General features: G+C 58.7%; 25 protein-coding genes. 16 read left to right on the top strand and 9 right to left on the bottom strand.

What is annotated here, in order from left to right; genetic code table 11:
• Positions 1-339: transposase (locus G518_RS0129220; RefSeq protein ID WP_028605497.1), on the top strand; the 339-nt coding region annotated here is incomplete at its 5' end.
• A 115-nt stretch (positions 340-454) separates the two neighbouring features.
• On the opposite strand, the gene G518_RS0129225 is transcribed toward G518_RS0129220, so the two are convergent.
• Positions 455-1,678 (bottom strand): CaiB/BaiF CoA transferase family protein, encoded by a 1,224-nt coding sequence (locus tag G518_RS0129225; protein ID WP_028605498.1) that lies wholly within the window; start codon positions 1,676-1,678, stop codon positions 455-457.
• A 161-nt stretch (positions 1,679-1,839) separates the two neighbouring features.
• On the opposite strand from G518_RS0129225, the gene G518_RS0129230 reads away from it, so the two are divergent.
• The 3 genes from G518_RS0129230 (at position 1,840) to G518_RS0129240 (ending at position 4,088) form a co-directional block, all read left to right on the top strand.
• A complete protein-coding gene (locus tag G518_RS0129230) occupies positions 1,840-2,820 on the top strand; it encodes a Bug family tripartite tricarboxylate transporter substrate binding protein (RefSeq protein WP_051237542.1) in 981 nt (326 codons plus the stop codon).
• A 136-nt stretch (positions 2,821-2,956) separates the two neighbouring features.
• Entirely contained in the window at positions 2,957-3,091 is a 135-nt protein-coding gene (locus G518_RS41375) for a hypothetical protein (protein WP_281170572.1), read from the top strand.
• Between the two features lie 16 nt (positions 3,092-3,107).
• Positions 3,108-4,088 (top strand): Bug family tripartite tricarboxylate transporter substrate binding protein, encoded by a 981-nt coding sequence (locus G518_RS0129240; protein ID WP_028605500.1) that lies wholly within the window; start codon positions 3,108-3,110, stop codon positions 4,086-4,088.
• Between the two features lie 94 nt (positions 4,089-4,182).
• Here the strand turns inward: G518_RS0129240 and G518_RS0129245 are convergent, their stop codons facing one another.
• Entirely contained in the window at positions 4,183-4,755 is a 573-nt protein-coding gene (locus tag G518_RS0129245) for a MarR family winged helix-turn-helix transcriptional regulator (protein WP_028605501.1), read from the bottom strand.
• Positions 4,756-4,963: 208 nt separating this feature from the next.
• Between G518_RS0129245 and G518_RS0129250 the strand changes: the two genes are divergently transcribed.
• The 6 genes from G518_RS0129250 to G518_RS0129275 all read left to right on the top strand — a co-directional run bounded on the left by G518_RS0129250 (position 4,964) and on the right by G518_RS0129275 (position 11,397).
• A complete protein-coding gene (locus G518_RS0129250) occupies positions 4,964-6,118 on the top strand; it encodes an acyl-CoA dehydrogenase family protein (protein ID WP_028605502.1) in 1,155 nt (384 codons plus the stop codon).
• Between the two features lie 156 nt (positions 6,119-6,274).
• Positions 6,275-7,297: an NADP-dependent oxidoreductase gene (locus G518_RS0129255; RefSeq protein WP_028605503.1), complete on the top strand. Its 1,023-nt coding sequence runs from the start codon at positions 6,275-6,277 to the stop codon at positions 7,295-7,297.
• Positions 7,298-7,334: 37 nt separating this feature from the next.
• A complete protein-coding gene (locus tag G518_RS0129260; protein ID WP_028605504.1) occupies positions 7,335-8,249 on the top strand; it encodes an SDR family NAD(P)-dependent oxidoreductase in 915 nt (304 codons plus the stop codon).
• Positions 8,246-9,100: a MaoC/PaaZ C-terminal domain-containing protein gene (locus G518_RS0129265; RefSeq protein ID WP_028605505.1), complete on the top strand. Its 855-nt coding sequence runs from the start codon at positions 8,246-8,248 to the stop codon at positions 9,098-9,100. The genes G518_RS0129260 and G518_RS0129265 overlap by 4 nt, the downstream gene beginning before the upstream one ends.
• Before the next feature lie 6 nt (positions 9,101-9,106).
• Positions 9,107-10,273 (top strand): acyl-CoA dehydrogenase family protein, encoded by a 1,167-nt coding sequence (locus G518_RS0129270; RefSeq protein WP_028605506.1) that lies wholly within the window; start codon positions 9,107-9,109, stop codon positions 10,271-10,273.
• A gap of 149 nt (positions 10,274-10,422) precedes the next feature.
• Positions 10,423-11,397 carry a Bug family tripartite tricarboxylate transporter substrate binding protein gene (locus tag G518_RS0129275; RefSeq protein ID WP_028605507.1) on the top strand — a complete coding sequence of 325 codons (975 nt, stop codon included), beginning with the start codon at positions 10,423-10,425 and terminating at the stop codon, positions 11,395-11,397.
• 545 nt (positions 11,398-11,942) lie between these two features.
• Here the strand turns inward: G518_RS0129275 and G518_RS0129280 are convergent.
• Positions 11,943-12,950, bottom strand: a complete 1,008-nt coding sequence (locus G518_RS0129280) for an NADPH:quinone oxidoreductase family protein (protein WP_028605508.1) — start codon at positions 12,948-12,950, stop codon at positions 11,943-11,945.
• A gap of 74 nt (positions 12,951-13,024) precedes the next feature.
• Between G518_RS0129280 and G518_RS0129285 the strand changes: the two genes are divergently transcribed.
• Both G518_RS0129285 and G518_RS0129290 read left to right on the top strand, forming a co-directional pair.
• Entirely contained in the window at positions 13,025-14,185 is a 1,161-nt protein-coding gene (locus G518_RS0129285; protein WP_245598190.1) for a CaiB/BaiF CoA transferase family protein, read from the top strand.
• A 17-nt stretch (positions 14,186-14,202) separates the two neighbouring features.
• Complete coding sequence (locus G518_RS0129290; protein WP_036596570.1) at positions 14,203-15,720, top strand: AMP-binding protein; 1,518 nt, start codon at positions 14,203-14,205, stop codon at positions 15,718-15,720.
• 601 nt (positions 15,721-16,321) lie between these two features.
• On the opposite strand, the gene G518_RS0129295 is transcribed toward G518_RS0129290, so the two are convergent.
• The 5 genes from G518_RS0129295 to G518_RS0129315 are packed head-to-tail and all read right to left on the bottom strand — an operon-like array spanning position 16,322 to position 21,332.
• On the bottom strand, positions 16,322-17,014 hold the full coding sequence (locus G518_RS0129295) for a 3-oxoacid CoA-transferase subunit B (RefSeq protein WP_036596571.1): 693 nt from the start codon (positions 17,012-17,014) through the stop codon (positions 16,322-16,324).
• Positions 17,004-17,684, bottom strand: coding sequence for a 3-oxoacid CoA-transferase subunit A (locus G518_RS0129300; RefSeq protein WP_028605512.1), 681 nt, complete (start codon positions 17,682-17,684; stop codon positions 17,004-17,006). Before G518_RS0129300 ends, G518_RS0129295 begins: the two co-directional genes overlap by 11 nt.
• A gap of 31 nt (positions 17,685-17,715) precedes the next feature.
• Entirely contained in the window at positions 17,716-18,615 is a 900-nt protein-coding gene (locus tag G518_RS0129305; protein ID WP_036596575.1) for an SDR family oxidoreductase, read from the bottom strand.
• 30 nt (positions 18,616-18,645) lie between these two features.
• Positions 18,646-19,848 carry an acetyl-CoA acetyltransferase gene (locus tag G518_RS0129310; RefSeq protein ID WP_028605514.1) on the bottom strand — a complete coding sequence of 401 codons (1,203 nt, stop codon included), beginning with the start codon at positions 19,846-19,848 and terminating at the stop codon, positions 18,646-18,648.
• 23 nt (positions 19,849-19,871) lie between these two features.
• A complete protein-coding gene (locus tag G518_RS0129315; protein WP_028605515.1) occupies positions 19,872-21,332 on the bottom strand; it encodes a hydroxymethylglutaryl-CoA synthase family protein in 1,461 nt (486 codons plus the stop codon).
• Between the two features lie 160 nt (positions 21,333-21,492).
• Here G518_RS0129315 and G518_RS0129320 point away from each other — a divergent pair, with 160 nt between their 5' ends.
• The 4 genes from G518_RS0129320 (at position 21,493) to G518_RS0129335 (ending at position 25,631) form a co-directional block, all read left to right on the top strand.
• Entirely contained in the window at positions 21,493-21,954 is a 462-nt protein-coding gene (locus tag G518_RS0129320; RefSeq protein ID WP_028605516.1) for a MaoC family dehydratase, read from the top strand.
• Positions 21,951-22,853, top strand: a complete 903-nt coding sequence (locus tag G518_RS0129325; RefSeq protein WP_036596577.1) for an HpcH/HpaI aldolase/citrate lyase family protein — start codon at positions 21,951-21,953, stop codon at positions 22,851-22,853. The genes G518_RS0129320 and G518_RS0129325 overlap by 4 nt, the downstream gene beginning before the upstream one ends.
• Positions 22,853-24,409, top strand: coding sequence for an AMP-binding protein (locus G518_RS0129330; protein ID WP_028605518.1), 1,557 nt, complete (start codon positions 22,853-22,855; stop codon positions 24,407-24,409). Before G518_RS0129325 ends, G518_RS0129330 begins: the two co-directional genes overlap by 1 nt.
• A 184-nt stretch (positions 24,410-24,593) precedes the next feature.
• Entirely contained in the window at positions 24,594-25,631 is a 1,038-nt protein-coding gene (locus G518_RS0129335; protein ID WP_028605519.1) for a helix-turn-helix domain-containing protein, read from the top strand.
• A 395-nt stretch (positions 25,632-26,026) separates the two neighbouring features.
• Here G518_RS0129335 and G518_RS41215 read toward each other — a convergent pair whose 3' ends face one another.
• Positions 26,027-26,269, bottom strand: coding sequence for a hypothetical protein (locus tag G518_RS41215; protein ID WP_245598192.1), 243 nt, complete (start codon positions 26,267-26,269; stop codon positions 26,027-26,029).
• Positions 26,270-26,271 lie beyond the last annotated feature (2 nt).

The following is a 26,271-nucleotide window of genomic DNA, read 5'->3' on the forward strand; positions in this document are numbered from 1 at the left end:
CTGTTGGTCATGATCTTCGGGCGCATGCACAAGCTCAGTGCTGATGCTGTCGTCGCATTCACCGGACTAGACCCGCGCCCGAACGACTCAGGCAATAAAACGGGCCAACGGCGTCTGTCCAAGAGAGGCTGGCCGGAGATCCGACGCCTTCTGTACGCTGCTGCGATGTCGGCAGCTCGCACCAAGACCTGGAATGGGTTCTATCATGCTCAGCGCGAGAAAGGGTTGAGCACAACCGCTGCCCTGATCGTGCTCGCCCGAAAACTCCTGCGCGTGGCATTCTCACTGTTCAAGCAAAAAAGCAACTTCGACGCCTCCATCGTTGCTGGAAAAACTTGACGAAAACCATAGAACCTCAGGCCAGGCCAAGCTCAACCCGAACGGTGTTCCTTTTTCAACGTCACCCACCGCTGGATTGAAACCATAGAACCTCAGCCTGAACGAACTTGATAAGTCAGCGAGCTAATGGACCTGCGGTGCCTGCAGTCTGCAACGCTGAGATCTCGTCTTCACTGAAGCCGAGTTCGCTTAGAACTTCGTGCGTATGCTCTCCGTGCTGCGGAGCTGGGCGTTGAAGGCCCGTGCGCAAACCATTGAATCTCAGAGGTTGGGCAACCGACTTCATCTGACCCAACGTGGGATGCTCGTAGTCGAACACCATGCCACTTTCCCGCGTATGCGGGTGGGATGACAGCTCGCCGAGAGTGTGCAGCGGAGAGCAGGGGATGCCGGCTTCATCCAATGCTTTCAACCAATCAGCCCGGCCCCGGGTCTTCATGGCCTTTTCCACGTAGGCCAGCGTTTCTGCCCGGTGAGCTACGCGAGCGGCGTTGGTCGCAAAGCGAGGCTCGTCCTTGATGGCTTGCAGATCGGCAATGGCGCAGAAGCGCTGCCAGAGCGAATCGTTCGCGACGCCGAGAATGAGCGGCTTGTCCGCCGTCTCAAAGACTTGGTAGGGGCAAAGAGACTCGTGGCCGGAACCTGGGCGCTCGGGTTCTGTGCCGCGTTCCCAATAGTTCTGCAGGAAATATCCCAGAAAACCGGTAGCCGTGTCGAACAAGGATGCCTCGACTGTGCAGCCCTCGCCCGTGCGCTCACGAGCTTGCAAGGCAGCAAGAATGCCTACAAGTGCGTGCAGGCCCGTGCCTTGATCGACCGGGGAGAAGGGGCTGCGAACCGGTGGGCGGCCCGGTTCGCCAGTGATCGAGAGCATGCCGCTAAATGCCTGAAGAATGACGTCGTAGCCTTTGCCCTGGTTCATAGACCCGACGCTGCCGTAGCCGGAGATGTCGCAGCAGATGAGCCTCGGGTTCAGGGCGCGCAAAGTCGCGGGGTCGATCTTGAGCTTCGCGGCCACGCCCGGGCCAAAGCTCAGGATAGTCACGTCGGCCCAGCGGGCCAGACGGTACACCACGTCCCGTCCAGAGTCGCTGGCCAGATCGACGGCTACTGATCGCTTGTTCCTATTGGCGCTAAGAAAGATCGCTCCCGTCTGGGTGTCGCCGCCCTGGCGCAATGGCGGCCAGCCCCGGGTTTCGTCTCCGCTTCGCGGTGGTTCGACCTTGATGACGTCGGCTCCCATGTCGCCTAGGTACTGGGCGCAAAGTGGGCCGGCGAGCACTTTGGAGAGGTCAAGCACGCGCAAACCGGCGAGAGGTGAGGGTGTTTTTTCAGTCATGCAGGGAAGTGTGAATGATTTTTTTCGGTGCGACCCGAGTGATCGCCTGTGCATCAAAACAAGAAAGCATCAGCGTGGGGTAATCCCTATGAGGCATTCCGAAAGGTTTGCTAGCATACTAAGATCTAGTATACCGATCAAACCAGTACCTGAGGAATCCAATGCGTTCATTGAAAGTTTTGCGCTTTTTACCGCGTGTCTTGACGGGCTTGACTTTAGCCGCCGCCACTACGGTGATGGCTCAGGGCTACCCCAACAAGCCCATTCGGTTGATCGTTCCGTATGCCGTGGGACAAGGCACTGATATTGCGGCGCGGTACATTGGCGATGAGCTTTCCAAGGAGCTCAAGCAGCCGGTAATCGTAGATAACCGCCCGGGCGCGGGTGGCAACGTGGGCACTCAGGCGGCGGCCAGATCCCCCGCCGATGGCTACAACATCATGATTGGCACGAACGCCACGCACGCGGCCAACGCCTATCTCTACGCAAACACGGGATTTGACTCACAGGCGGATTTCGAACCCGTTGCCATGGTGGGAATTTTGCCCTTGGTGTTTGTGACCAAGCCATCCAGTCCTATCAATTCCATGCCAGATCTGGTGCGGGCTGCACGCGCCAAGCCGGGTTCCTTGAACATTGCAATATCCACGACTACTTGCCGCCTGGCCTATGAGCTCTTCAAGTCACGCGGCGAGGCTCCCATGTTCCCAATTGACTTCAAGGGGAGCGCCCAGGCTTTGACGGGTGTCTTGGGGGATCAGGTGGAGTTCATGGTCGACACGATCACTTCGCTTCGCGCTGCAGTGACCAGCAATCAGGTCAAGGCACTGGGGGTGACTTCGGCTCAGTCCAGCAAGCTTTTGCCGGGCGTCAAGTCCTTGGCTGAGCAGGGAATTTCTGGGTACGAACTTGTGGGATGGACGGTCTTCTACGCGCCTAAGGGCACTCCACAAGAGGCTTTGAACGTGCTGTCTGCCGCGCTGAATAAAGCGCTGGTCCGCCCGGATGTGCAAGAGAAGCTGCTGCAGCTTGGCATTGAGCCGCAGCGCAAATCCATGGAGGAGCTCAAGGCGTTTGGGCAGTCAGAGAAAGAAAAGTGGGGCCGTCTGATTCAAGGCGCCGGCTTGAAACCGGCTGCGTAATCTGCACGAGGTGCGCGCAAGTCTGGTTGGCTGGGCGAGGCACCGCGCGCTGGGCTCTTAATAGGTGATGGGAACGTGATCAGGGCGATTGCCCACAAGATTAACTAGCACTGTGTTCCATCAAAAGGCTGACGAAATGAATCCGATGGATGTGTTCGGCAGGCAAGGCGCAACCCGCAGCGATAGCTGTAGCTATCGCGAGGAATTGCAACGCTGCATGGTGAACAAAGACGCGGTTTCATATCAGCTTTTTGGCGGAACGCAGTACTAAATTCAAGGAGACAACCATGAACACCACTAGAAGACAATTTGTTGCGGGCTCGTTGGCGCTTGGCGTGTTGCCAGGTAGCGTCTTGGCGCAGGATCAGTGGCCAAACCGTCCTTTGAGAATGATTGCGGGCGGGTCTGCCGGCGGCGTCAGTGATATGTTCGTTCGTATCCTGGAAACTCGTCTGCGAGAGCGCTTAGGGCAGCCGCTTTATCTCGAAAACAAGCCTGGCGCGGGCGGTATGCTCGCTGCTGGCTTGACATCTTCTGCGCCGCCAGATGGCTACACCTACTACGTGAGCAATTTGGCGACCAACGCCATCGGGCTTGCTTTGTACGCCAAGCCTACCTTTGATCCGGTCAAGGAGTTGCCAGGTGTGGCACGGATTTCCACTCTGACGAACGCAGTTGCCGTGCGAGCAGACTCTGGCATTGACTCAATCGGGGCGCTGATTGCCTACATGAAGGCTCAACCAGAGAAAGTGTTCTACGCTTCCGCGGGGGTGGGCACCTCATCGCATCTGGGTGGACATCTGTTTGTTCAGCGTGTGGGTGTACCTGGTAAGCACGTCGCTTACAAAGGAACGGCTGCGGGACTTACGGCGTTGTTGGCGGGCGAGGTGCTTTTCGCAATGGATAACCTCCCGCTCTACGTACAGCAGGTCAAGGCAGGCAAACTGAAGTTGCTGGCTGTGACGCAGGCCAAACGCTCGCCGATTTTCCCTGACGTACCCACCATTCAGGAGGCAGCCGGTCTTGGCCCATTCGATGTTTTCTCCTGGTATGGGCTTTCCGCTTCCACGGGAACACCCAATGCCATCCTGGAGCGCCTAGGGGGCGAAATCGTCGCGGCGCTCAAGGAGCCAGCCATCATTTCTGCGGTGCGCGAACTCGGCGCTGAGCCTGCTCCACTGGGGCCTGCGGAGTACCAGGCATTCGTCCAATCGGAGATCCGTAAGTGGACGCCTATCGTCAAATCTTCGGGAGCTTCGGTGTCTTGAGGCAACACTGAACAAGTTTTCGTGTGCTGCGCACCCCAACCCTATCCCCAGGGTGCGCTGCATCGCGAAACCTATTCAACGCCTCCTTGATCGCTCAATCCTCCTCACTATCCGTATTTCCGATTTCGGTGCGAATGGTGGAAAGGTTGTGCTTGACCTGGGCCAGCATGTCTGCGAGCAGCCTGCGTGAGGGCAGGTCCAGGCCCTTCAGCATGCGCTCACTTAGTTCGTGGCTTTTGACGCGCATCTCGGAGATCAGATGTGTGCCCATGGATGAAAGATAGACACGTTTGGCTCTCCGGTCGATCTCATCAGCGCGGCGCTCTACCAAGCCTGAAGCCTCCAGGCGGTCTATGAGGCCGCCTAACGCCGCTTTGCCAAGCTCCAGGATGTTGGCAAGGTCACTCTGGATCATGCCGTCGTGCCGGGAAAGGTTGGCCAAGACCCACCATTGGGAACGCGTGACGCCAAGCGGCTTGACGAAATCGTCGAACACCGTGCGTCTTAACCGGGAGACGTCATGCATCAGAAAGCCCAGCCGTTGGTCCCAGTTGTCGGATTCGGCGATCCGAGGGGAATTGGCGCTGCGGGCTTTGGCCGCCTTCGAAGGGGCGCGTGTGCTGACTTTGGCCGCAGCCGAGTTCGTTTTTGGAGTTGTTTCTTTCATAGATGCCGTTGCCCGCTCGTCACGAGGGGCTAAATATTACTATCTGCCAGCATACAGTATAAAAATGGATTGGAGATCAAATATTCACTCTTGCGATCGAACGTTGAAGTTGCTCGTGTAGCTTCCATATGGTACGCTAGCATAACTAAAATTAAGAGCTCGACCGGGCGGTGCCCAACGCCGCCGCCTGTCATCAACAAGGAGATATATGCCGTCCAAGCGCCCGCTATTCACACCAGATCACGAAATGTTCCGCGATTCCGTGCGGCGCTTTGTGGAAACCGAACTCAAGCCGCACCACGCACAGTGGGAGGAAGATGGTTTGGTGCCGCGCGAGGTTTGGCGCAAGGCGGGTGACGCAGGCCTGCTCTGCTGTAACACTGCTGAAAAGTACGGTGGAACCGGATCAGACTTTCTCTATAACTGCGTCGTTATTGAGGAAATGGCGCGCGCGGGAGTCACAGGCCCTGGCTTCAACATTCATTCAGACATGGTGGCTACCTATATTGAGCGCTTCGGTAGCGAAGAGCTCAAGAAGAAATGGTTGCCCGGCATGGTCTCCGGCGAGGTGATTGGCTCTCTGGGCATCACGGAGCCAGGAGCGGGGAGCGATGTGCGGGGAATTCGCACCTCAGCGCGTCGCGAGGGAGATGAGTACGTGATCAATGGGCAAAAGACCTATATCTCCAACGGCCAGACCAGCGATGTGGTGATGCTGGTCACCAAGTCTGACCCTGCGCGGCCGCGGGACGCGATCAGTCTCTTCCTGGTGGAAACCAACAGCCCCGGATTCAAGCGCGGACGCAATCTCAAGAAACTGGGGCTTCACGCGCAAGATACCTCGGAGCTGTTCTTCGATGATGTGCGTGTGCCGGCTTCGAATCTTATCGGTGAAGAGCATGTGGGCTTCAAATATCTCACGGCCAACCTGGCGCATGAACGCCTGGTGCAAGCGGTGCGAAGCTGTGTGGTGGCAGAAGTCACGATCGAGCAAACGGTGGAGTACACCTCGACGCGCAAAGCGTTCGGCCAGACGATTGCAGATTTCCAGAACACGCAGTTCAAGCTGGCTGAATTGCATGCTGCAACCGTGGTGGCACGCGCATTCGTGGATAGGTGCATAGAGCAACAGCTGAACAATGAGCTGGATCCCGTGACTGCAGCCATCGCGAAGATGCAGTTGTCTGATCTGCATTGCCGAGTGGTCGACGAGTGTCTGCAACTGCATGGTGGGTGGGGTTACATGTGGGAATTCCCGGTGTGCCGTGCCTACGCGGATGCGCGAATTGTGAAGATTGCAGGCGGCGCAATGGAGGTGATGAAGCAGATCATTTCCCGCGATCTGTTCAAGCGCGGAAAGTAGAGCTCGCTTTGCCTCAATGCTTCTCAATTAGTCTAAAGCCCGTTCGGGCTGAGCTTGTCGAAGCCTCTACGCAAGAGACGAGCCCTTCGACAAGCTCGGGGCGAGCGGAGCTAGCTGAGCGGCATTGCTCTTAGCCCCCATTTCAGGAGACGTTAGATGAGTGGTCAAAGGGTCAACCGCCGAGTGGTTCTCAAGTCGAGGCCAGTTGGCATTCCGCAGGCAGATCATTTCGAGATCGTGGAGAGCCAGATCCCAGAGCTCGAGCCTGGTGAGTTTCTGGTCAGGAACGAGTATTTGTCTGTGGAGCCAGCCATGCGTGGTTGGGTGAATGCCGCAGCGAACTACTCAGATGCGGTGGGTGTTGGTGAAGTGATGAGGGCCTTCGCAGCCGGTGAGGTGGTGGCTTCCAGACATGGTGCCTACGCCGTGGGCGACAAGGTCATGGGCATGCTGGGTTGGCAGGATTACTGTGTGACCAATGGAGATCCAGTCAGAAGAAAAGTACTGGAAGCAGATCTGCCTTTGACGCTATCGCTGGGCATTCTCGGTATCAATGGTGTCACGGCTTATTTCGCCCTTGGCGAGATTGGGCAGCCGCGTGCGGGAGATACCGTGGTGGTGTCCACCGCAGCCGGTGCAGTAGGTTCTGCGGTAGGGCAACTTGCCAAGCTGGCGGGCTGCCGGACAGTGGGCATTGCGGGGGGCGCTGACAAGGTTCGGCTTTGTATGGACGAGTTTGGCTTTGACGCGGCGATTGACTACAAGGACCCGAATTTCCCCGAGCGCCTGGCCGAAGCATGTCCAAGTGGCGTGGATGTCTATTACGACAACACCAGCGGCGCCATCAGTGATGAGGTGCTGCGCCACATCAACAAGTTTGCTCGCATCGTGATCTGCGGCACGGCTTCGGTACAGAGCTGGGATCCATGGCCAACGGGGCCTCGGCCAGAGCGGCATTTGCTCAACAAGTCTGCTCGCATGCAGGGGTTTCTCGTGTGGGATTACGAACACCGTTATGAAGAGGCCGTTAGCCAACTCGCCGCCTGGGTGCGCAGCGGCGACCTCCGCTACCGCGAAGAAATCGTGGACGGGATTGAGCACGCGCCGGGATCGATTGCAGAGCTGTATTCCGGCGCCAATATTGGGAAACGCCTGATCCGTCTGGAGTCCGGCAGGTAGGTCTTCAGATTCTTATCGAACAAACAAGGGGTAGCGCATGAAGCGGTTGGAAGGCAAGGTTGTGGTGGTCACCGGCGCGGGCGCCGGCGTGGGCAAAGCCATAGCGTTGGAGGCGGCGCGGCAAGGGGCCAAGGTCGTGGTCAATGACCTGGGCGTCAACATTGATGGCAGCGGAGGCGGCGCCGGCCCGGCACAGCAGACTGTGCAGGAGATAGAGGCTGAAGGCGGCATCGCGTGCGCCAACACCGACAGCGTGGCGGAATGGAAGTCGGCGCAGGCCATCATCTCCCAGGCGCTGGACATGTATGGCCGCGTAGACGCCGTGGTGAACAACGCCGGGAACCTGCGCGACATCATGTTCCACAAGATGCCTGAGGAAGATTTTGATGCCGTGATCCGGGTGCATTTGAAGGGCAGCTTCAATATGTCTCGCGCCGCCGCTCCGCATTTCAAGGAGCAGGAGGGCGGTGCCTACGTTCACATGACCTCCACCTCCGGGCTCATCGGCAACAATGCGCAAGCCAACTACATGTCCGCCAAGATGGGGGTTGTAGGCTTGTCCAAATCGATTGCGCTGGACATGGAGCGCTTCAAGGTGCGCTCCAATTGCATCGCACCGTTTGCGTTTACGCGAATGGTCAACTCCATTCCCGCCGATACGCCCGAGGGCAAAGAGCGCATGCGGGTGAACTCTCGTATGGAGGCGGCGAAGATTGCACCTTTCACCTGCGCTTTGCTGGCCGATGCGGCGCAAGACGTGACAGGGCAGATCTTTGGGGTGCGCAACAACGAGATCTATCTGTTCTCGCAACCGCGACCCATACGGACGGCGCACGCCGGCGGCGATGGGTGGACTGTAGATAGTTGCCTGGAACGCGCCCTGCCGATGATGCGCGCATCGTTTTTCCCTCTCGACCGCTCACGTGATGTGTTCTCCTGGGACCCGGTATGAATCTCCAAAAAGTCCTCGCTCATCAGTTCAAGCCGATTGAGCACATTCTTCAACCACGGGATTGCATGCTCTACGCCGCGGGCATCGGCTTGGGGGCCCGACCGGAGCATCCGGGTGATCTGCAGTTTCTCTACGAGAAGAGCTTGAAGGTATTTCCGTCGTTCGTGAACGTTATTGCCCATCCGGGTGGTTGGGTTCAAGCACCAGAGTTGGAGATCGACTGGGTCAAACTGCTGCACGGGGAGCAGGCGTTTGAAATGCACCGGCCTCTGGAACCAGGAAAAACCTATGTCGGTACCTTCAAGGTCACAGACGTGGTGGACAAGGGCGAGGGCAAGGGTGCCTTGATTTTCATGCAAAAAACCTTACACGAGGTGGGACATGACGACCCGGTGGGCACGGTGACATCCACCTACTTTCTCCGCGGAGATGGCGGGTGCGGAGGCACGGCAAATGCAGCGCCAACCCCGCACCCGGTGCCCGACTGCGCGCCTGACGGCACGTGCGTACTGGAGACCTTGCCCCAAGCCGCGCTCATCTATCGGCTCTCCGGTGACTACAACCCCATTCACGCCGATCCCGCCATTGCGCGCAAGGCGGGCTTCGAACGGCCCATCCTTCATGGCCTTTGCAGCCTGGGTGTGGCCACGCGTGCCATCGTGCAAGCGGTGTGCGGTGATGACGCAGACAAGCTCAAGTCATTCAGCTTGCGTTTTTCTTCGCCCGTGTATCCGGGCGAGACCATTGCCACGGACTATTGGGTGGATGGCCCGGTAGTCAGCTTTCGCTCGCGAGTACTGGGGCGTGATGTCGTGGTGTTGAACAACGGCCGCGCAGAATTGATGGAGTGAAGATAGATGAATTTCGACCTGACAGATGACCAGCAAGCGATCCGTTCGGCGGTACAAGAGGTTTGTGCGCCATTCGATGACGAGTATTGGCTGAAAAAGGACCGCGAGGGCGGCTTTCCTGAAGACTTCTATGCCGCCATGGCCGGGGCCGGTTGGCTAGGTATTGCCATGCCGCAAGAATATGGCGGAGCAGGCCTGGGTATTGCTGAAGCCGCGCACATGATGGAGACGGTGTCCGCCACAGGTGCCGGACTGTCTGGGGCTTCTGCCATCCATATGAATGTGTTTGGCTTGCATCCCGTGGTGGTGCACGGAAGCGATGAGCAGAAAAGCCGGTGGTTGCCTCCTATCATCAATGGCACTAACAAGGCCTGCTTTGGCGTGACTGAGCCGAACACCGGATTGAACACGCTCAAGCTCAAGACCATGGCGGTGCGCAAAGGCGATCGCTATGTGGTGAACGGGCAGAAAGTATGGATCTCTACGGCGCAGGTGGCCCACAAGATTTTGTTGCTGGCAAGAACTACGCCGATCGAGGAGGTGAGTTCGCCTTCCAAGGGCTTGAGCTTGTTCTATACCGATCTGGATAGAACCAAGATCGAGGTGCGCGAGATTGAGAAGCACGGGCGCAAGGCCGTTGATTCGAATCAGCTGTTCATCGATGGCCTGGAAATCCCTGTGGAAGACCGTATTGGGGAGGAGGGCAGGGGATTCGAATACATCCTCCACGGCCTTAACCCGGAGCGCGTGCTACTTGCTTCCGAAGCGACTGGCCTGGGACGTGTGGCTCTTCAACGGGCAGCGACCTATGCGGGCGAGCGGATCGTGTTTGATCGGCCGATTGGTAAGAACCAGGGTATCCAGCATCCCCTTGCAGACCGATGGGTCGATCTGGAAGCAGGCACCTTGCTCTATCAGCGCGCGGCCTGGCTTTATGACCAAGGCCGTTCCTGTGGGGCGGAAGCCAACGCTGCGAAGTACTTCTGCGCCGAAGCGGGTTTCCGCGCATGCGAGACCGCGGTTCTGACGCACGGAGGGTTTGGCTATGCCAAGGAGTATCACGTTGAACGCTATATGCGCGAGGCCATGCTCACACGCATCGCACCAATCTCGCCGCAGTTGATTTTGTCCTTCATCGCTGAGAAGGTGCTGAACCTACCGAAATCGTACTGAGCAACCCCTGCAAAGAGGGGAAGTCAGGGCCATACGCGTGCCGGCAAGAGAGCTGCTCACAGGTGAGCGCTATTGGGGAAATTGCCATTGACGATATGGTATTGGGTATTTACTATATGGTAGATAACTAATATCAATTGGAGACCTGAATGAATCGTCGCACTCTCTTGCTTCTTGCGATGGCGCTCGGCGCCGCAGCGCCATCGCATGCTCAGTCAACCTACCCCAGCAAGCCCATCAAGCTGATTGTTCCTGCTAGCGCAGGCGGTCCGAGTGATGTGGTGGCCCGGTTGGTGGCAGAAGGGCTCACTAAGGCCATGGGTCAGCCCGTGGTGGTTGAGAACAAGGCTGGTGCAGCGCAAACCTTAGGCACTGCTCAGGTCGCCAAGGCAGAGCCAGATGGCTACTCACTGCTGTTCACGACCAGTACGCCTATCGTAATGGCGCCGTTTACGCGCAAGAACCTGCCTTATGACGTTCGCAAGGATTTGATTGCGGTCTCGCATGTAGGTGTGACACCGCTGGTGCTTTACGCCAACTCAGCCGTTCCCGTGAAGTCAGTCAAGGAATTGATCGACTCAGCCAAGGCCAAGCCGGGCGAGTTGAGCTACGGCTCATACGGCAATGGATCAAGCGCGCACTTACTGGGCGAATACCTCAGCAAGCAAGTTGGGATCAAGATGATTCATGTGCCCTATGCCGGTGTGTCTCCCCAGATCACGGCATTGGTGGGTGGCCAGATCCAGTTCGCCATAGCTGATATCGGAGTGCCGGGACCGTTCGTCAAGGATGGAAAGCTCCGTCCATTGGCCGTGACTGGGACCCGGCGCTCCGCTTCGTTGCCCGAGGTGCCAACATTTGCCGAGCAAGGGGTGGCCGGCATGGAACCGTTCTCGCCATGGTGGGGGCTTTTTGCACCTGGTGGCACGCCTAAAGCGATTGTGGACAGACTGTCTGCTGAGACTGTGAAGATCGTGAAGTCGCCAGAATTCGCGGCCAGGTTTGCGGTGTTTGGAGCGGATGCGACTGGCATGGATAGTGCTGCATCTACGGTGGCCTTGAATGACGAGTTGGCGCGGTGGGCCAAGATTTTTGCGGCATTGCCGGGGTTGAGCCTTGAGTAAGTTGGGAGCCTTCAAGGTCCCCGGCGGGTCCGAGGGGCGTTAGCATTTCGAGCGCGATAGCGCCCTGGCTAGGTGTGCACCAGGTCGTGGGTGTGTTGACTCAAGGGGCCGAGCGCAGCAATGGCCCGAATCAGGCTCCCTACCCCTTGAGGCCGTGCCGAGGAGCACAGGGCAAGGGGCGGGCAAGAGCACTGAAAGATGCTCGTGCTTCGTGAACTAGCTTGCGGCAGCTGTTTGAACGTAGTGAGCGAAGCGAACGAAGAGAGTTCTGCCGCACCGCCCCTTGACCGAGCACCGGAGGGTGCCCGGAGCGCAGCGTAGGGACACGGACTTGGGGTCGCCTTTTTTGTGCCTACTATTTTTTGGCGACGCAAAAAATAGTAGGTGCGCCGCCGGGCGCATTCCCGGCCTCCGACCTAAAGGGAAGAGGAGAAGGTAACTATCAAGCGCTACCAATAAATCAACCGCCGCTTGCCCTCACGCCGCAGCCGGCCGCCCCCGCCCTCTCCCAGGGGGAGAGGGAGTAAAACAGGCCGCACTCCAATTTACCCCCCATTCACCTCAATCAACACCCGCCCAAAAGACCGCCGACTCTTTACCGCTTCGAAAGCAGACAAAAAATCCGGCAACGCATAGCAATCAGACGATGTGGGCTTGATCTCTCCGTTGAGCACGTGTTCAAAGAGCGTCTGCATCATCGTTCGAAGACCGGCCGCATGCAGCTTGCGCTCGTCCACCGGAGACCACCCCAGATAGGTTCCGAAGTTGAACCCGATGACATCGATGTTCTTCACCAGCAGGATATTGGCCGGTATCTGCGGGATAGTGCCACTGGCAAATCCGATGATCAGAATACGGCCCATGGTCGCGGTGCAGCGCAGCGTTTCTGTAAACAGATCTCCGCCTACAGGGTCAAACACAAGATCTACCCCACGTCCATCCGTCAAGGCCTTGACGCGTTGTCCCAGTTCGGGTTCGGTATGGAGCAAGACTTCATCAGCGCCGCGCGCTCGGGCCAGAGCCAAGCGCTCCGGGCTGCTCCCCACCGCGAGCACGCGCGCACCAGCCAATTTCCCTAGTTCCACGGCCGGCAGGCCGACACCCCCTGCTGCGCCAAGAATCAAAAGCGTTTGGCCAGGGCGTAAATGACCACGCCAATGAAGCGCCGCATAGGCAGTACCGTAGGTGGTTGGAATGATCGCGGCGTCCCGCAGTTCGACGCCGTCTGGAACATGCCATACCGTTTCTGCGGTCGCGATGGCTTGTTCTCCATAACCACCCCAGTCCAGGCTGGCCGCCACGCGGTCCCCGGGTTTGAAGCCTGTAACATCAGATGCCACTTCCAGAATGACACCGGCCACCTCCGTTCCAGGCACGAATGGCAAAGGTGGTTTGCGTTGGTATTTTCCTGCTACCACCAATAATTGTCCAAACCCCACAGTAGCGTATGCCACGGCAATGCGCACACAACCAGAGGGAAGTATGGGTGCCGGCGTTTCACCAAATACCAAGCCTTGGTACCCGTTCCAGCCTTCACATAACAGCGCCTTCATACCTCGTCTCCTATCTTGCGAACGACCTAAAAAAGTACTGTACCATATGGTATTGAGGATTCATAATGTCCTCCATGGCAGATCAAATGGGCCCGCTTTCTGGGCTAAAAGTCATTGAGATGGCCGGCATCGGGCCGGCTCCTTTCGGCGTTACCTTGCTTGCAGATGCAGGCATGGAAGTCATTCGCATCGAACGAAGTTCGGGCTCGGTATCTCCTGCCGGCGCTGTGAACGCCGCTCAAGATCCCCTGCTGCGAGGACGGCGTTGCATTTCACTTGATCTCAAGAATCCGCAAGGTAGGGAAGTCGTGCTGCGATTGCTTGAGCATGCGGATGCTTTGGTTGAAGGGTTTCGCCCAGGCGTTATGGAGCGCTTGGGCTTGGGCCCCGAGGTGTGCATGAAACACCGGCCCAGTCTCGTCTACGGGCGCATGACAGGATGGGGCCAGAACGGCCCTCTTTCAAACGAGGCGGGTCACGATATCAACTACATCGCATTGTCTGGTGCCTTGCACGCCATAGGCTTGCCTGAAAAGCCGGTGCTTCCGCTCAACCTGGTGGGCGATTTTGGTGGAGGAGGCACATTGCTGGCCTTCGGCGTGACCAGCGCGCTGATATCTGCATTGCGGACTGGCCGTGGCCAGGTGGTAGACGCCGCCATGAGCGACGGAGCCGCGCTGCTGATGGCACCGTTTTATGCCAAGCTGGCTGCGGGTTCGTGGACAGATGAACGTGGGGCCAATGTGCTGGATGGCGCAGCGCCGCACTACGGTGTGTATCCGTGCGCCGATGGAAAGTTCATTGCGGTGGGGCCACTGGAGCCGCAGTTCTATTCGAGCTTTCTTGCGCGGCTTGGGTTGTCGGAAGACCCTCTGTTTGGAAAGCGTGCGCAGCGTGAGATGTGGCCACAACTGCGCGAACGATTGGAACAAGTATTCCTCACTCGCCCGCGAGATGCGTGGTGCAATTTGTTCGAAGGCAGCGATGCGTGCGTGGCTCCCGTGCTCTCTATGGCAGAGGCACCTTCGCATCCGCACAATCTGGCGCGAGAGACCTTCATGGATGCAGGGGGGGCGATGGTGCCGGGACCTGCACCTCGCTTTGGTACGGGTGATCGCCAAATGCCTCCTGCACCCCAGCGCGATAGCCAGACGACTGATGAACTGCTTCACCTGGCTGGCTATTCCGACACCGAGATCGTCAGCCTGCGTGCTGACGGCATTGTGAACTCCTGATTGAGGTTGATTCAAGCATGACACTTGATTTGCGCCGCTGGGCGCTTGAAGATCCCGAGCGCTTGGCAGTAAGAGTCGGAACTGTGAGCACGACCTATGGTGAGCTCGAAGCGCAAGCCAATCGGGTGGCCCGTGTGCTTAGAGAATATGGGATTGAGCGCGGAGATCATGTGGCCGCGTTGATGGGCAATGGTGCATCGGTGTTTGCAGTGGTGTGGGGTGCGTACCGCGTGGGGGCCTACATCACGCCGGTGCCGTCCACCGCTTCAGTGGAAGATGCCGCCTACATTGTGCGTGACTGTGGCGCACGTGCGGTGATTGCCGATGCTTGTCTGGGTGATGGGTTGAAAGCATTGCCTTCCATGGCTGATCAATGTGCGGTGTGGCTGGCATTGAGCGGAGAGATTCCCGGATTTATCTCTCTGGATCCGTTGCTGGCGAAAGCGCCTGATACTCCTGTCGACAACGAGTCTTCAGGGGCGCTCATGATGTACACATCTGGCACTACGGGCCACCCCAAAGGGGTTTGGCGAGCTTTGTCTCCCACCGTATCAGCGTGCCCGCCGTTTGCGCAGGATCTGATCGCCATGTTCGACGTTTCAGAGAACTCCCGGTATCTCTCTACCGCGCCGCTCTACCATGCTGCACCACTCAGATTCGGGCTGGCGTTTCTTGCGGCGGGTGGTTCCGTATTCGTGATGCCCAGGTTCGAAGCCAGCAAGGCGCTGGAGCTATTGCAGAACGAACAGATCACTCACTCCCAGTGGGTACCCACCATGTTCCAGCGCTTGCTCGATCTGGACGAGAGACAGCGGGCGCAGTTCAAGGCTCCGCATCATCGCCTGGCTTTGCATTCAGCGGCTCCTTGTCCAGTGCCGGTCAAGCGGGCCATGATTGAATGGTGGGGTCCGATCTTGGAGGAGTACTACTCAGGTAGCGAAGGCGTCGGGTTGACGGCCATCACTTCTGAGGAATGGCTGGCCAGGCCAGGTTCGGTAGGGCGAGCCAGAAAAGGGACTCTTCACATTCTGGACGAAGCTGAGAATGAACTCGGCGCGGGGGAAACAGGGCGTGTGTTCTTCTCGGGTATTGCGCCTTTCGCATACCACGGTGCTCCAGAGAAAACGGCTTTGCGTACCAGTCGCCAGGGTTGGCAAACTTTTGGAGATCTGGGCTACGCGGATGCGGACGGCTATCTTTTCCTGACTGACCGCCTGGACGACATGATCATCTCTGGCGGGGTGAACATTTATCCACAGGAGCTGGAAGCTGCTCTTCTTGAGATGCCAGAGATTGCAGAGGTTGCGGTGGTAGGCGCACCAGATCACGAGTTTGGAGAGCGCCCCGTGGCGTTTGTGGTGCCTCGTCAATCTCATGTTGATCCAATCGTCCTCGCGGAAGCCATTGGCGCCTTTGCCCTTCAGCGCCTGGGCCGAATCAAGCGCCCCAGGGATATTCGTATCGTGGAAGCTCTGCCATATAGCCCTCAGGGGAAGTTGCTTCGACGGGAGCTCAGGCGACAGCTAGCGAGTTGAATTTGCGGCGATTTAACTCCCTCTCCCGTATGCGGGAGAGACGGATGCAGGAGTGCCTGCTGACTTGAGCCCCGGAACCCGAGGCTGTGGAATGGTTTTACTCCTTCCCCCGCTGGGGGCGCCCGGCGTAGGGGAAGGTGGGGATGGGGGCAGGCGGCGGTCGATTGAAACGCTGCGATTGCTAGCAACCTTCTGCTCTTCTTTTTAGGGCGGAGGCCGGGATTGCGCCCGGCTGCGCAGTCCCTTTCTTTGCTCGCCCAAAGTAAGGAACCAAAGAAAAGGCGCCCCACCGGACGCGTCCCTGCGCTGCGCTCCGGGCAACTTGCGATGCTCGGTCAAGGGGCGGTGCCGCGGAACTCACTGCGTTCACTTCGCTCTCTACGTTCAAACAGCCGCGGCAAGCTAGTCAACGAAGCAAGAGCATCTTTCAGTGCTCTTGCCCGCCCCTTGCCCTGCGCTTCTCAGCGCGGCCAGAGGGGTGGGATACCCACTCGGGCCATCGCTGCGCTGGGCCCTGCACTGTCAGTCGCAAGCGATTAGTTTTACTCCCTCTCCCGCATGCGGGAGTAAGACGGTAACCCAGCAGACTTCGAACGTTCTCTTAGACGCCGCACAAAGAAAGCGTTCGGCATTCGGGGTCACAGCGCAGTGCCGCCCCCGTTCTCTCTTGTAGCTGCTCAAAGCTCAAGCCCTCAACCATGGCGCGGACCCATAGCCCATCTGGCGCTACATCAATGATTGCCAGGTCCGTGTAGATGCGGTCTACAACGCCCGCGCCGGTGAGCGGCAAAGTGCAGCTCTCCACGACTTTAGGGCGACCGTCTCGGGTTTGATGTTCCATCATCACGAAGGCACGCTTGGCGCCTATGGCGAGATCCATCGCGCCGCCCACGCCAGGTATGGCATCAGGAGCTCCGGTATGCCAGTTGGCCAGATCGCCTTTAGCCGAGACTTCAAGCCCGCCCAGTACGCTCAGATCCAGATGGCCGCCGCGCATCATGGTGAATGAAAGAACGCTGTCGGAGATGGAGGAGCCGGTCAGCAAGCTGATGGGCTGTTTGCCTGCGTTGATGAGATCAGGATCGGGCGCTTGGTCGGGATGCAAGGGTCCCATGCCAAGAATGCCATTCTCACTGTGCAAGATGATTTCACGGTCTTTGGGAAGGTGTTTTGCAACCAGAACCGGTAAGCCGATTCCGAGGTTTACGAAAGCCCCATCGGGAATATCGTTCGCTACGAGCTTGGCAATGGCCTCACGGCTCAGGCGAGGCAACTGAGCGTTATCAACTGGCATGGCAGACCACTTTCTGAACGAAGATCGCGGGCGTCATAACCTGCTCGGGTGGGATTGAACCCAGGGGCACAATTTCTCGAACCTGCGCTATGGCGTGCCGCGCCGCTGTGCACATCACAGGTGCGAAGTTTCGGCCAGCCAATCGATAGGTGAGATTGCCCCAACGATCTCCTCGGTCTGCTTTAACCAGTGCGTAGTCGGCGCGAATGGGTTGCTCCAGCACATAGCCTATGCCGTCGATCACCCGGGTTTCCTTGCCTTCTGCCAGCAATGTGCCGTAGCCCGTGGGCGAGAAGAACGGGCCCAGGCCTGCTCCGGCGGCTCGCATACGCTCCACCATGGTGCCTTGGGGAATGCATTCCAACTCGACTTTCCCCGCTCTGTACATCTGCTCAAAAGCAGCCGCGAGTGGTTGGCTCTTGTCCGCCGACTTGGGGTAGGAGCAGATGAGCTTGCGTACCCGCCCAGCGCCGATCAGGGCATTGAGGCCTTCAGTGCCGCTACCGGCGTTGTTGCTGACCACCACTAGATCCTTGGCGCCTTGTTCCAGCAGCGCTTCAAGCAGGGCGATCGGTGCGCCCGAACCACCGAAGCCGCCGACGAGAATGGTGGCGCCGTCTGGAATCTCACTGACGGCTTCGGTCAAGGTATTAACGGTTTTATCGAGCATGTGGGCGTTTCAGGGATTTCGAATCGGGGACTTAGATATCCATCCAGGTATCCCGATCTATGCCTGCATTCTTGCGCGCTTCGTTCACGATGCGGGTGATCTCTGGCCCCAGAGTTTCAGGATCCTTGCTAGCCTCCGTAAGAGGACCGTGCTGCCAACTTTCCGCCACCGCATATCCGAAGCCCCAAGCTTCGAAGACACGGCCGCTGACGGCACTTGATTGGCTGCTGGCCAGCCAAGTGACCAGCGCGGCGATCCACTCAGGATCTCGCCGCTCCAGTTGTTCGGGTGTCCATTGGCCAAGGCCTTCTGTCATGCGTGTGGTGGCGCGCGGCGCGATGGCGTTGACCGTCACCCCATAGCGTTGCAACTCTCGCGCGGCCACCAACGAGAAGGAGGCGATGCCGGCCTTGGCTGCGGCATAGTTGGCCTGCCCTATGTTGCAAAACAATCCGGAGTGCGAGCTGGTGTTAATCACCCGGGCATCAACCTTCTTGCCGTCCTTGGTCTGTTGGCGCCAATAGTTGGCGGCATGGTGCGTAGGTGCGAATGTTCCCTTGAGGTGGACGTTGGTGACGGAGTCCCACTCTTGCTCCGTCATGTTGATGAGCATGCGGTCGCGCAGGATGCCAGCATTGTTGACCAGGATGTCCAAGCCACCAAAGTGAGTGATGGCTGTATTGATCAATGACTTGGCGCCTTCCCAGTTCGCCACGTTGGAGGCGTCTGCCACGGCTTCACCGCCCGCTTCCCGAATCTCCGCGACGACCGCATCCGCAGGTGTGGTGTCCTGGCCAATGCCGTCAGCACTGGAGCCCAGGTCGTTGACCACCACCTTGGCGCCATGTCGGGCCAACATCAAAGCGTGGGCTTTCCCTAGTCCCCGGCCCGCGCCGGTCACGATGGCAATTCGGCCTTCGCAGAGTTTCATAGTGATCCCTTGTTCTTTCAATGTGGGTATTCAGGAATGCAGGCCGAGAATCGAGATGGCCGCAATACCTTGGAAAGGAACGCCCCCAAGGTTGTGCGTCAACCCTACTGAAGGCGAAGAAATTTGACGCTCACCGGCACGCCCCAGAAGCTGGGTGTAAACCTCGTAAGCCATTCGCAGACCGGAAGCCGCAATCGGGTGGCCGAAGCACTTGAGCCCGCCATCTACCTGGCAGGGCACACCGCCGCCGGTGCGGTCGTAGAAGCCTCCCAGAATGTCGTCTACGGCCTGGCCTTCGGGTGAAATGAAAAGATCTTCCATCGTCACCAGTTCAGTGACGGAAAAGCAGTCATGTACTTCAATCAAGTCCAGCTGGCTGCGTGGGTCGTCGATCCCGGCTTCCGCATACGCTCTCTGGGCGGCCAGACGCGTGGTTCGCACGCTTGCGCCATCCCATTGGTCTGTCGAAGATTCGACACCTGAGCCGATCGCAAGCTGAATCGCCTTGATTGACACGATGTCTTTCTTACCCAAGGCACGCGCAATTTCTGGCGTGGTGACGATAGCCGCTGCTGCGCCATCACTGACACCACAACAATCGAACAAGCCGAGCGGTTCGGCAATCATGGGCGCGTTCAGGATTTGCTCCATGCTCACCTTTTTACGCAAGTGAGCCTTGGGGCTTAGAGCGCCGTTCTCGTGGCTCTTCCAGGAAACATGCGCGAGGGCTTGCTTGAGGCGCTCTGGGGAAATGCCGTGCTTGTGTCGGTAGCCGGCGGCCAGTTGTGCAAACCCTGCGGGTGCCGAGCCAAGGTTCAGCCAGAGGTCATTCAACGTGCCTTTGAAGGGGGAGGGCAGACCTCCATAGCCGGTGTCCTTGAGTTTTTCCGCGCCAATGGCCAACGCGATATCCACTGCTCCGGAAGCCACGGCGTACGCCGCGCTTCGCAGTGCCTCCGTACCGGTCGCGCACATGTTTTCTACCCGGCTGACGGGGATACCGTCCAGGCGCAAAGCCATGGATGCGGGGATGGCGGAGTTGCCTACGTTGACTGCGTCCATACAGGAGCCGAACCACGCAGCCTCTATCTGGCGGCGCTCAATGCCTGCATCGGCCATGGCTTCTGTGAAGGCTTCCGCTAAGAGATCCGCAGTGCCCGCGTCCCAACGCTCCCCAAACCGGGAGCAGCCCATGCCAAGAATGGCAACCTTGTCCTTAATACCTGTAGCCATGACGGATTTCCAGTAAGAGTGGCCTAGGCCTGCCCCTGCACGGGGATGGCTTTCCAGAAGTAGCGCGGATAGTGGCGAACCCTGTCTATGTCCTTGATACGAAACACCATGTTCACTGGGGCTCCGATTTCCAAGCCAGCGGGCCCTACATCGACGATCTCCATCATCAGCCGCGCCGCGTTGTCGAACTGAACAAAGCCCACATACAGCGGTGGTGCGGGGTGGTAGGAGAGCCAGTCAGCCGTGAAGGTCATCACGCGTGCCTTGGCGTCGGCCAAGGCCACTTGATCGAACTGGCTGGAAGGCGCATTGCAAGCAGGGTTGACGCAAAACGGTAACTGGGGAAACTGGATGGTGCTGCAGGCGCGGCATTTTCCTGCCTGAAAGTGCGAAATCTGTTCGTTTGAGCGGTACTGCTCGGTGAGCGCGGTTTTCACCGGCCGTTCCGCGCGCATGCCCCAGTCAAGATCAACACCGCCTTCATTGGCCAGGAGGCGCAGGTAGGCGTCTGTTTCCAATTTGTCGGCCAGCGCGCCGCTGACGCCTCGGCGCGGCCGCGCATTGGTGATGGCATCGGTCACGCGCAAGACTAAGACATCGCATCCCTGACCGAAGCCAGCCAGCAGGATATGTTCGCCGGGCTCGGCGCGTTCCAATACATGAGCCAACATCAGCAAACCGTGCGCGGTGCCGGTATAGCCGCAGTTGGCGGTCAGAGCGTCGGCTTCCGCTTCGGCCGGGATGCCGGCGCTACGGGCCACCGCCGTGGCTATGCCTTTGAAGCTTGAAGGCAAGATGAAGTGGCGGATCTCCTTGGGTTCGACGCCAGCATCGGCTAGTGCGGCCGCTATCACAGGCGGCACCAGCTTCAAGTAGCCTTCGTCGCGTATCCAACGCTCTTCCCAGAAATAATCGTATTGGCTTTCCGCTGCCCGGAAGTGGTCTACGAACAGCGCACTCTTGCTGGCGCTGCCGCGCAGCTCTGCAACGATCTTTTCGCTGCCAAGCGTGAAGGCGGCGGCACCTGCGCCGTTGTTCATTTCTTGCGTGCTGGCAGGCTTGCCGCGCGGGCGATCACTGGCCACCACCAGGGCTGAGCCTGAGGAGGCGTCGGAGAGGGCTGCGAGTAACGCGCTGATGCCGGCACGCTGGGATTGGCCAACATCAAGTGTTCGGATACCGCTTGAAAGACCCAGCGCGCTTCCGATGATGGTGGCGTGTTGAAGGTCTGCGAATGGATGAGTGGTGGAGGCGAACACCACACGCGAGATGGCGTCTCGCGCCTGGCCGTCCAGGGCGTCACGGGCGGCTTCTACTCCCATGGTAACGCTGTCTTCGTCCCAGCCGCAAAACGCACGCTGTCCCTTGGCGAGGCCCTTTAACGCCGGCGCCATCCACTGGTGGGCCTTCGCAATGGCGTTGCGATCGAGTCTCCAACGGGGTATGTAGCCACCGAAGGCAGTGATGCCATAGGCCTTGGTCATAGACAGGTTCCGTGAGCTTTCATATCGAATTTATAGTATGCAACCATATCACAATTGTGGTGAATGAAACTCTATCTAGGGTAAGTACCAGTGGGTATTGCCATAGAGTGGAATTTCATGGAATATGTTATGCATGTAAACGATATGGAATGGATTGAGTATGGCTGGTTTGTATTTCGAACAGTTCGAGTTGGGGCGTGTATGGGATCACGACATACGCCGAACCGTCACTGAGACCGACAATTTGATGTTCAGCTGCATGACGCATAACCCCGCGGCGATACATATCGACGCCGAATACGCCAAGACGACTGAGTTCGGCAAGCCCCTGATGAACAGTGCGTTCACCTTGGGTCTGATGGTCGGTATCTCGGTAGGCGACACCACGCTGGGGACCACCGTGGGCAATCTCGGCTGGGATGAAGTCAGGTTTCCTCGCCCGGTATTTGCGGGCGATACGCTGCGAGTGCAGACCAAGGTCCTGGAAAAGCGTGAAAGCCGTTCACGCCCTGACAACGGGATTGTGGTGCTGGAGCACACTGCGTACAACCAACGCAATGAGTTGGTGGGTTCCTGCAAGCGCAGCGCGCTGATGTTCAAGCTACCTAAGGTGCCAGCATGACGGGGGCTTTGAACGCACCGCTCAGGTCCCTTTTGTTTGTTCCTGGTGACAGCGAACGCAAGCTGAGCAAGGGCATTGAGTCGAAGGCTGACGCCTTGATTCTTGACCTGGAAGACGCAGTTGCTCCCTCGCGTACGCACTTGGCGCGGGGTATGGTGGTCGATTACCTGAAATCCAGACCGGAGCGCTCGCGGCAGAAGCTCTGGGTCCGGATCAATCCGCTAGGGACGCCGGCCTCCATGCTGGATTTGGCCGCGGTGGTGGCAGGAGCGCCGGACGGCATTTTGCTGCCCAAGGTCAACGGCCCGGCGGATATTGTCCACTTGGGGCATTGCCTTGATGCGCTGGAGGCGCGGGAAGGTCTGCCCCCCGGCGTGATACGCATCATGCCCGTAGCGACCGAAACGCCTCTGTCCTTGTTCGCATTGGGCGGATATGCTGGTTGTAGCGAGCGATTGCACGGATTGACCTGGGGTGCTGAAGATATAGCGGCTGCACTGGGTGCCAGTGCCAACCGCCGGCCCACAGGCGAGTACGACACGGTGTACGCCATGGCGAAGGCTCTTTGCCTCTCCGGGGCGGCAGCTGCCAATGTGCAACCTGTGGACACCATCTGGGCTGACTACCGCAATAACGAGGGCTTGCTTGCCGAGGCCATGCAATCGCGTCAGTCTGGCTACACCGGAAAGATTGCCATTCATCCAGGGCAGGTAGATGTCATCAATGATGCGTTCACGCCCGGCTCGCAAGAGGTCGCATGGGCTCGGCGTGTCGTGGAGGTGTTCGAGGCTAACCCGGGCCTGGGCACGGTGGGTCTGGAAGGCAAGATGCTCGATATGCCGCACCTCAAGCAGGCGCGCAGAGTGCTGGAACTGGTTGAGCGCGTGGGAGAAAAGTAATGCCGGCATTGCACGATTGGGCGCAGGCGCAGCCTGACAAGGTGGCGATTCACATGGCAGACGGCAGTGGCCAGCTGACCTACCGTGAGCTGGACGAGCGAGCCAACCGCGTGGCGCAGTGGCTGATCTCTCTCGGGCTGCAACCCGGCGCCACGGTCGGTCTACTGCTGGAAAATCACCTGCACACTTTCGAGTTGTGGTGGGGAGCGCGCCGCGCTGGACTCTATTACGTTCCGCTCAGCACCCATCTGAAGGGCTCAGAAATTGCCTATGTCTTGCGCGACTGCCAGGCCAGTGCGTTGATTGCCAGTGGGGCTACCGCCAGTTTGGCGGTAGAGGCATTTGAGACGTTGCGGCCGGACGAGTTGCCGCACCGCTATCTGCTTGAAGGCGAGGCCTCTGGTTTTGCTTCTTACCTGGCGGCCCTGGAGCCATTTTCTGGTACGGCCACGTTGCCAGAGCGTGCCATGGGGCGGGAATTTATGTATTCCTCCGGAACCACAGGGTTTCCCAAAGGCATACGCCGGGCTCTCGCACCTTTTGATCGGCGTCGCGATCTTCCTTTGCTGGAGCAGCGCTTGCGCGCCATCTTCCGCTTTGATGCCCAAGCGATCTATCTATCCACCTCGCCGCTCTATCACGCTCTGGGGCGCTTCAATATCCGCACGATCGAATGCGGTGGCACTTGCGTCATCATGGGTAAGTTCGATGCGCTTTTAGCGTTGCAGGCCATTGAACGCTACCGCGTCACCCATTCGCACTGGGTGCCCACCATGCTGGTTCGGCTGCTGGCCTTGCCGGCTGAAGTGCGGCAAGGCCATGATGTGTCCAGTATGCAATGCGCCATCCATGCCACTGCGCCTTGCGCGGTTCACGTGAAGCGAGCCATGATCGAATGGTGGGGGCCGGTGATCGAGGAGTACTACGGCGGATCAGAGAACGTGGGTGTGACGCACATTGATGGCAACGAATGGCTCGCGCACCCGGGCTCAGTGGGCCGCCCCATTTGCGGTACCGTGCACATCGTGTCCGAAGAAAATCCAGACATCGAAATCCCTGCGGGGGAAATTGGAATGGTCTATTTCGATGGGGGGGTGGCTTTTGAATATCACAACGATCAGGGGAAGACTCGTCAGGCGTTCAATAGCCGGGGCTGGGGCACCTATGGCGATTTGGGAAGCCTCGATGCTGAAGGGTTTTTGTATCTCAGCGACCGGCGCACTGATCTGATCATTTCTGGCGGTGTGAATATCTACCCCCGTGAGGTAGAGAACGTTTTGGACACCCACCCATCCGTGGCGGAATCAGCGGTGATTGGCGTGCCCAATGAGGAATACGGCCAGGAAGTCAAAGCGGTGGTGCAGCTCAAGGCGGGTGTACCTGAGACTTCTGAGCTTGCAGAGGCGTTGATGGCCTTGTGCCGGGAAAAGCTTTCTCGCCTCAAGTGTCCACGCTCAGTCGACTTCACGCAGGAATTACCCCGCAATGAAAACGGCAAATTGCTTAAGCGAGTGCTGCGCGAGGCGCATTTGAAAGCAGCGAGCAACCCGGTTTGAGTTTTCTTCGCATGGGGCGGGGTCTCCGGGTCTTACAGATCCGCTCAAGACGGCGTGTCGCCGATCTGCTGTTGCGCCTGAAGTCGATAGCAGCCCTTTTTGAGCGATAAGAATTCGCCGAGGGCCGGAGGGAAAGCATTTTTAGTGAACTATGGTTATGGTTTCACGACATAATCGTTAGGAAATGTTAGCCGCAACCCGGTCCCTGCCCACCACGCTTTTCCGCACTAGCCACGTGGCTGTGGAGGATCGGTTCGAGGCTTGGCGCGAAAGCATTTCCGTGATCTTCGACGTGACCCCCTCGGCGCGAGTCGCGTTGAATGAATTTGAGGCGTCGGTGCATGCCACGCACCTGGGGCAACTGATGGTGGGCGACGCCCGTTTTGGCGCTCAGCAATTCGCCCGAGGCAAGGCGAGAGCGGCACGCGATGGGTTGAATCACTATATGGTGCAGTGGTACCGCGAAGGGGGTTTCGCGGGGCAGCACGACAGCGATGGTGACATGCAGGTGCGTGCCGGCGATATCGTTTTCTTTGACATGACGCGCCCGCTTCGCACCGTCGCCAATCCTTCCAGAGTGATGTCGTTGGTCTTGACGCGCACCTTGTGTGAGGAAGCGTTTGGGGCCTCGGCCGAAACGCTTCACGGCACAGTGCTGCGCTCGGGCGACGTGCTCCATGGGTTGCTGGCCGACCACCTCGACTCGTTGCACCGGCGTTTGCCTGCTATTGATGTCGAGCAGGCAGGGGCCGTGGCGCATGCCACCACGCGTATGCTGGCTGCATGCTTCAGCCCGGCGGGGCGAGCGCGCGCTCATGCGCAGGCTGAGATGCGTGCAGTGACACGGGAGAGCATTGAGCAATACATTGGCCGAAATCTGGGCGCTTCGCTCACGCCCGAATCGCTATGTGGCACCTTCGGCGTTTCCCGGACCTTGCTGTACAAGTTGTTCGAACCACTGGGTGGCGTTGCTCACTATGTGCAGCATCGGCGCCTTCTGCGTGCGTTCCATTCCCTGACCAATCCCGCCAATCAGCGCCTGCGCGTAGCGGAGATAGGCACACGCCTGGGCTTCGCGAGCGAGGCGCATTTCAGCCGCGCGTTCCGTGCGGCCTTTGGTCTTACACCTAGAGATGCGCGGGCCTCGGGTGGCACTGCGAGAGCGCTTCAGACAACCGGCGCCTCTTCGATCGAATATGCCGACTGGGTTCGCGGGCTCTAGTGATGCGGTGCTTGACCCCGATGTCGACCAATTTCCGTTTTTAGTGAACTTCCAACTTCTGGCACTAGGGCGTGTTCACACTAAATTCGCCCCCGCGCCGGGGTGAATTTATGGTGAACAGGCCCTAGCGTAAAGCCGAAGCGAAGCTCGCCGAAAGACGTCGGTGCGTATCGCCCGCTTGCTTGAAACGCGGCAACGTTGACTCGCAAGACACCCAGGCAAGAAATTCAGGATGCACAGTCAAATTCCCATGCGGGGTGCCTCCTAGCATCAGCTTGGAGCGTGCGCAGCAGAAGGATTGACCGCTGCCGCACACGGTTCAGGCGCTTTGCGCAAGCCATCATGGCCGCTGTTTGCAGTGGTCGAGTTCCTTACATTTCAAACTCATATCATGATCAAACACAGCACCCGTGTACTGGGCTTGGCGGCCCTTCCCTTGGCTTTGGCTCTTGCGGCGTGCGGCGGCGATAGCAGCCCTGCACCGGCACCGGCACCAGCACCAGCACCAGCACCAGCACCAGCACCAGCACCAGCACCAGCACCAGCACCAGCACCAGCACCAGCACCAACGCCAGCACCTGCACCAACGCCAGCACCTGCACCTGCACCTGCACCTGCACCTGCACCTGCACCTGCACCT

It is taken from the genome of Ottowia thiooxydans DSM 14619, from assembly GCF_000422885.1.
In the GTDB taxonomy this organism is placed as follows: Bacteria; Pseudomonadota; Gammaproteobacteria; order Burkholderiales; family Burkholderiaceae_C; genus Ottowia; species Ottowia thiooxydans.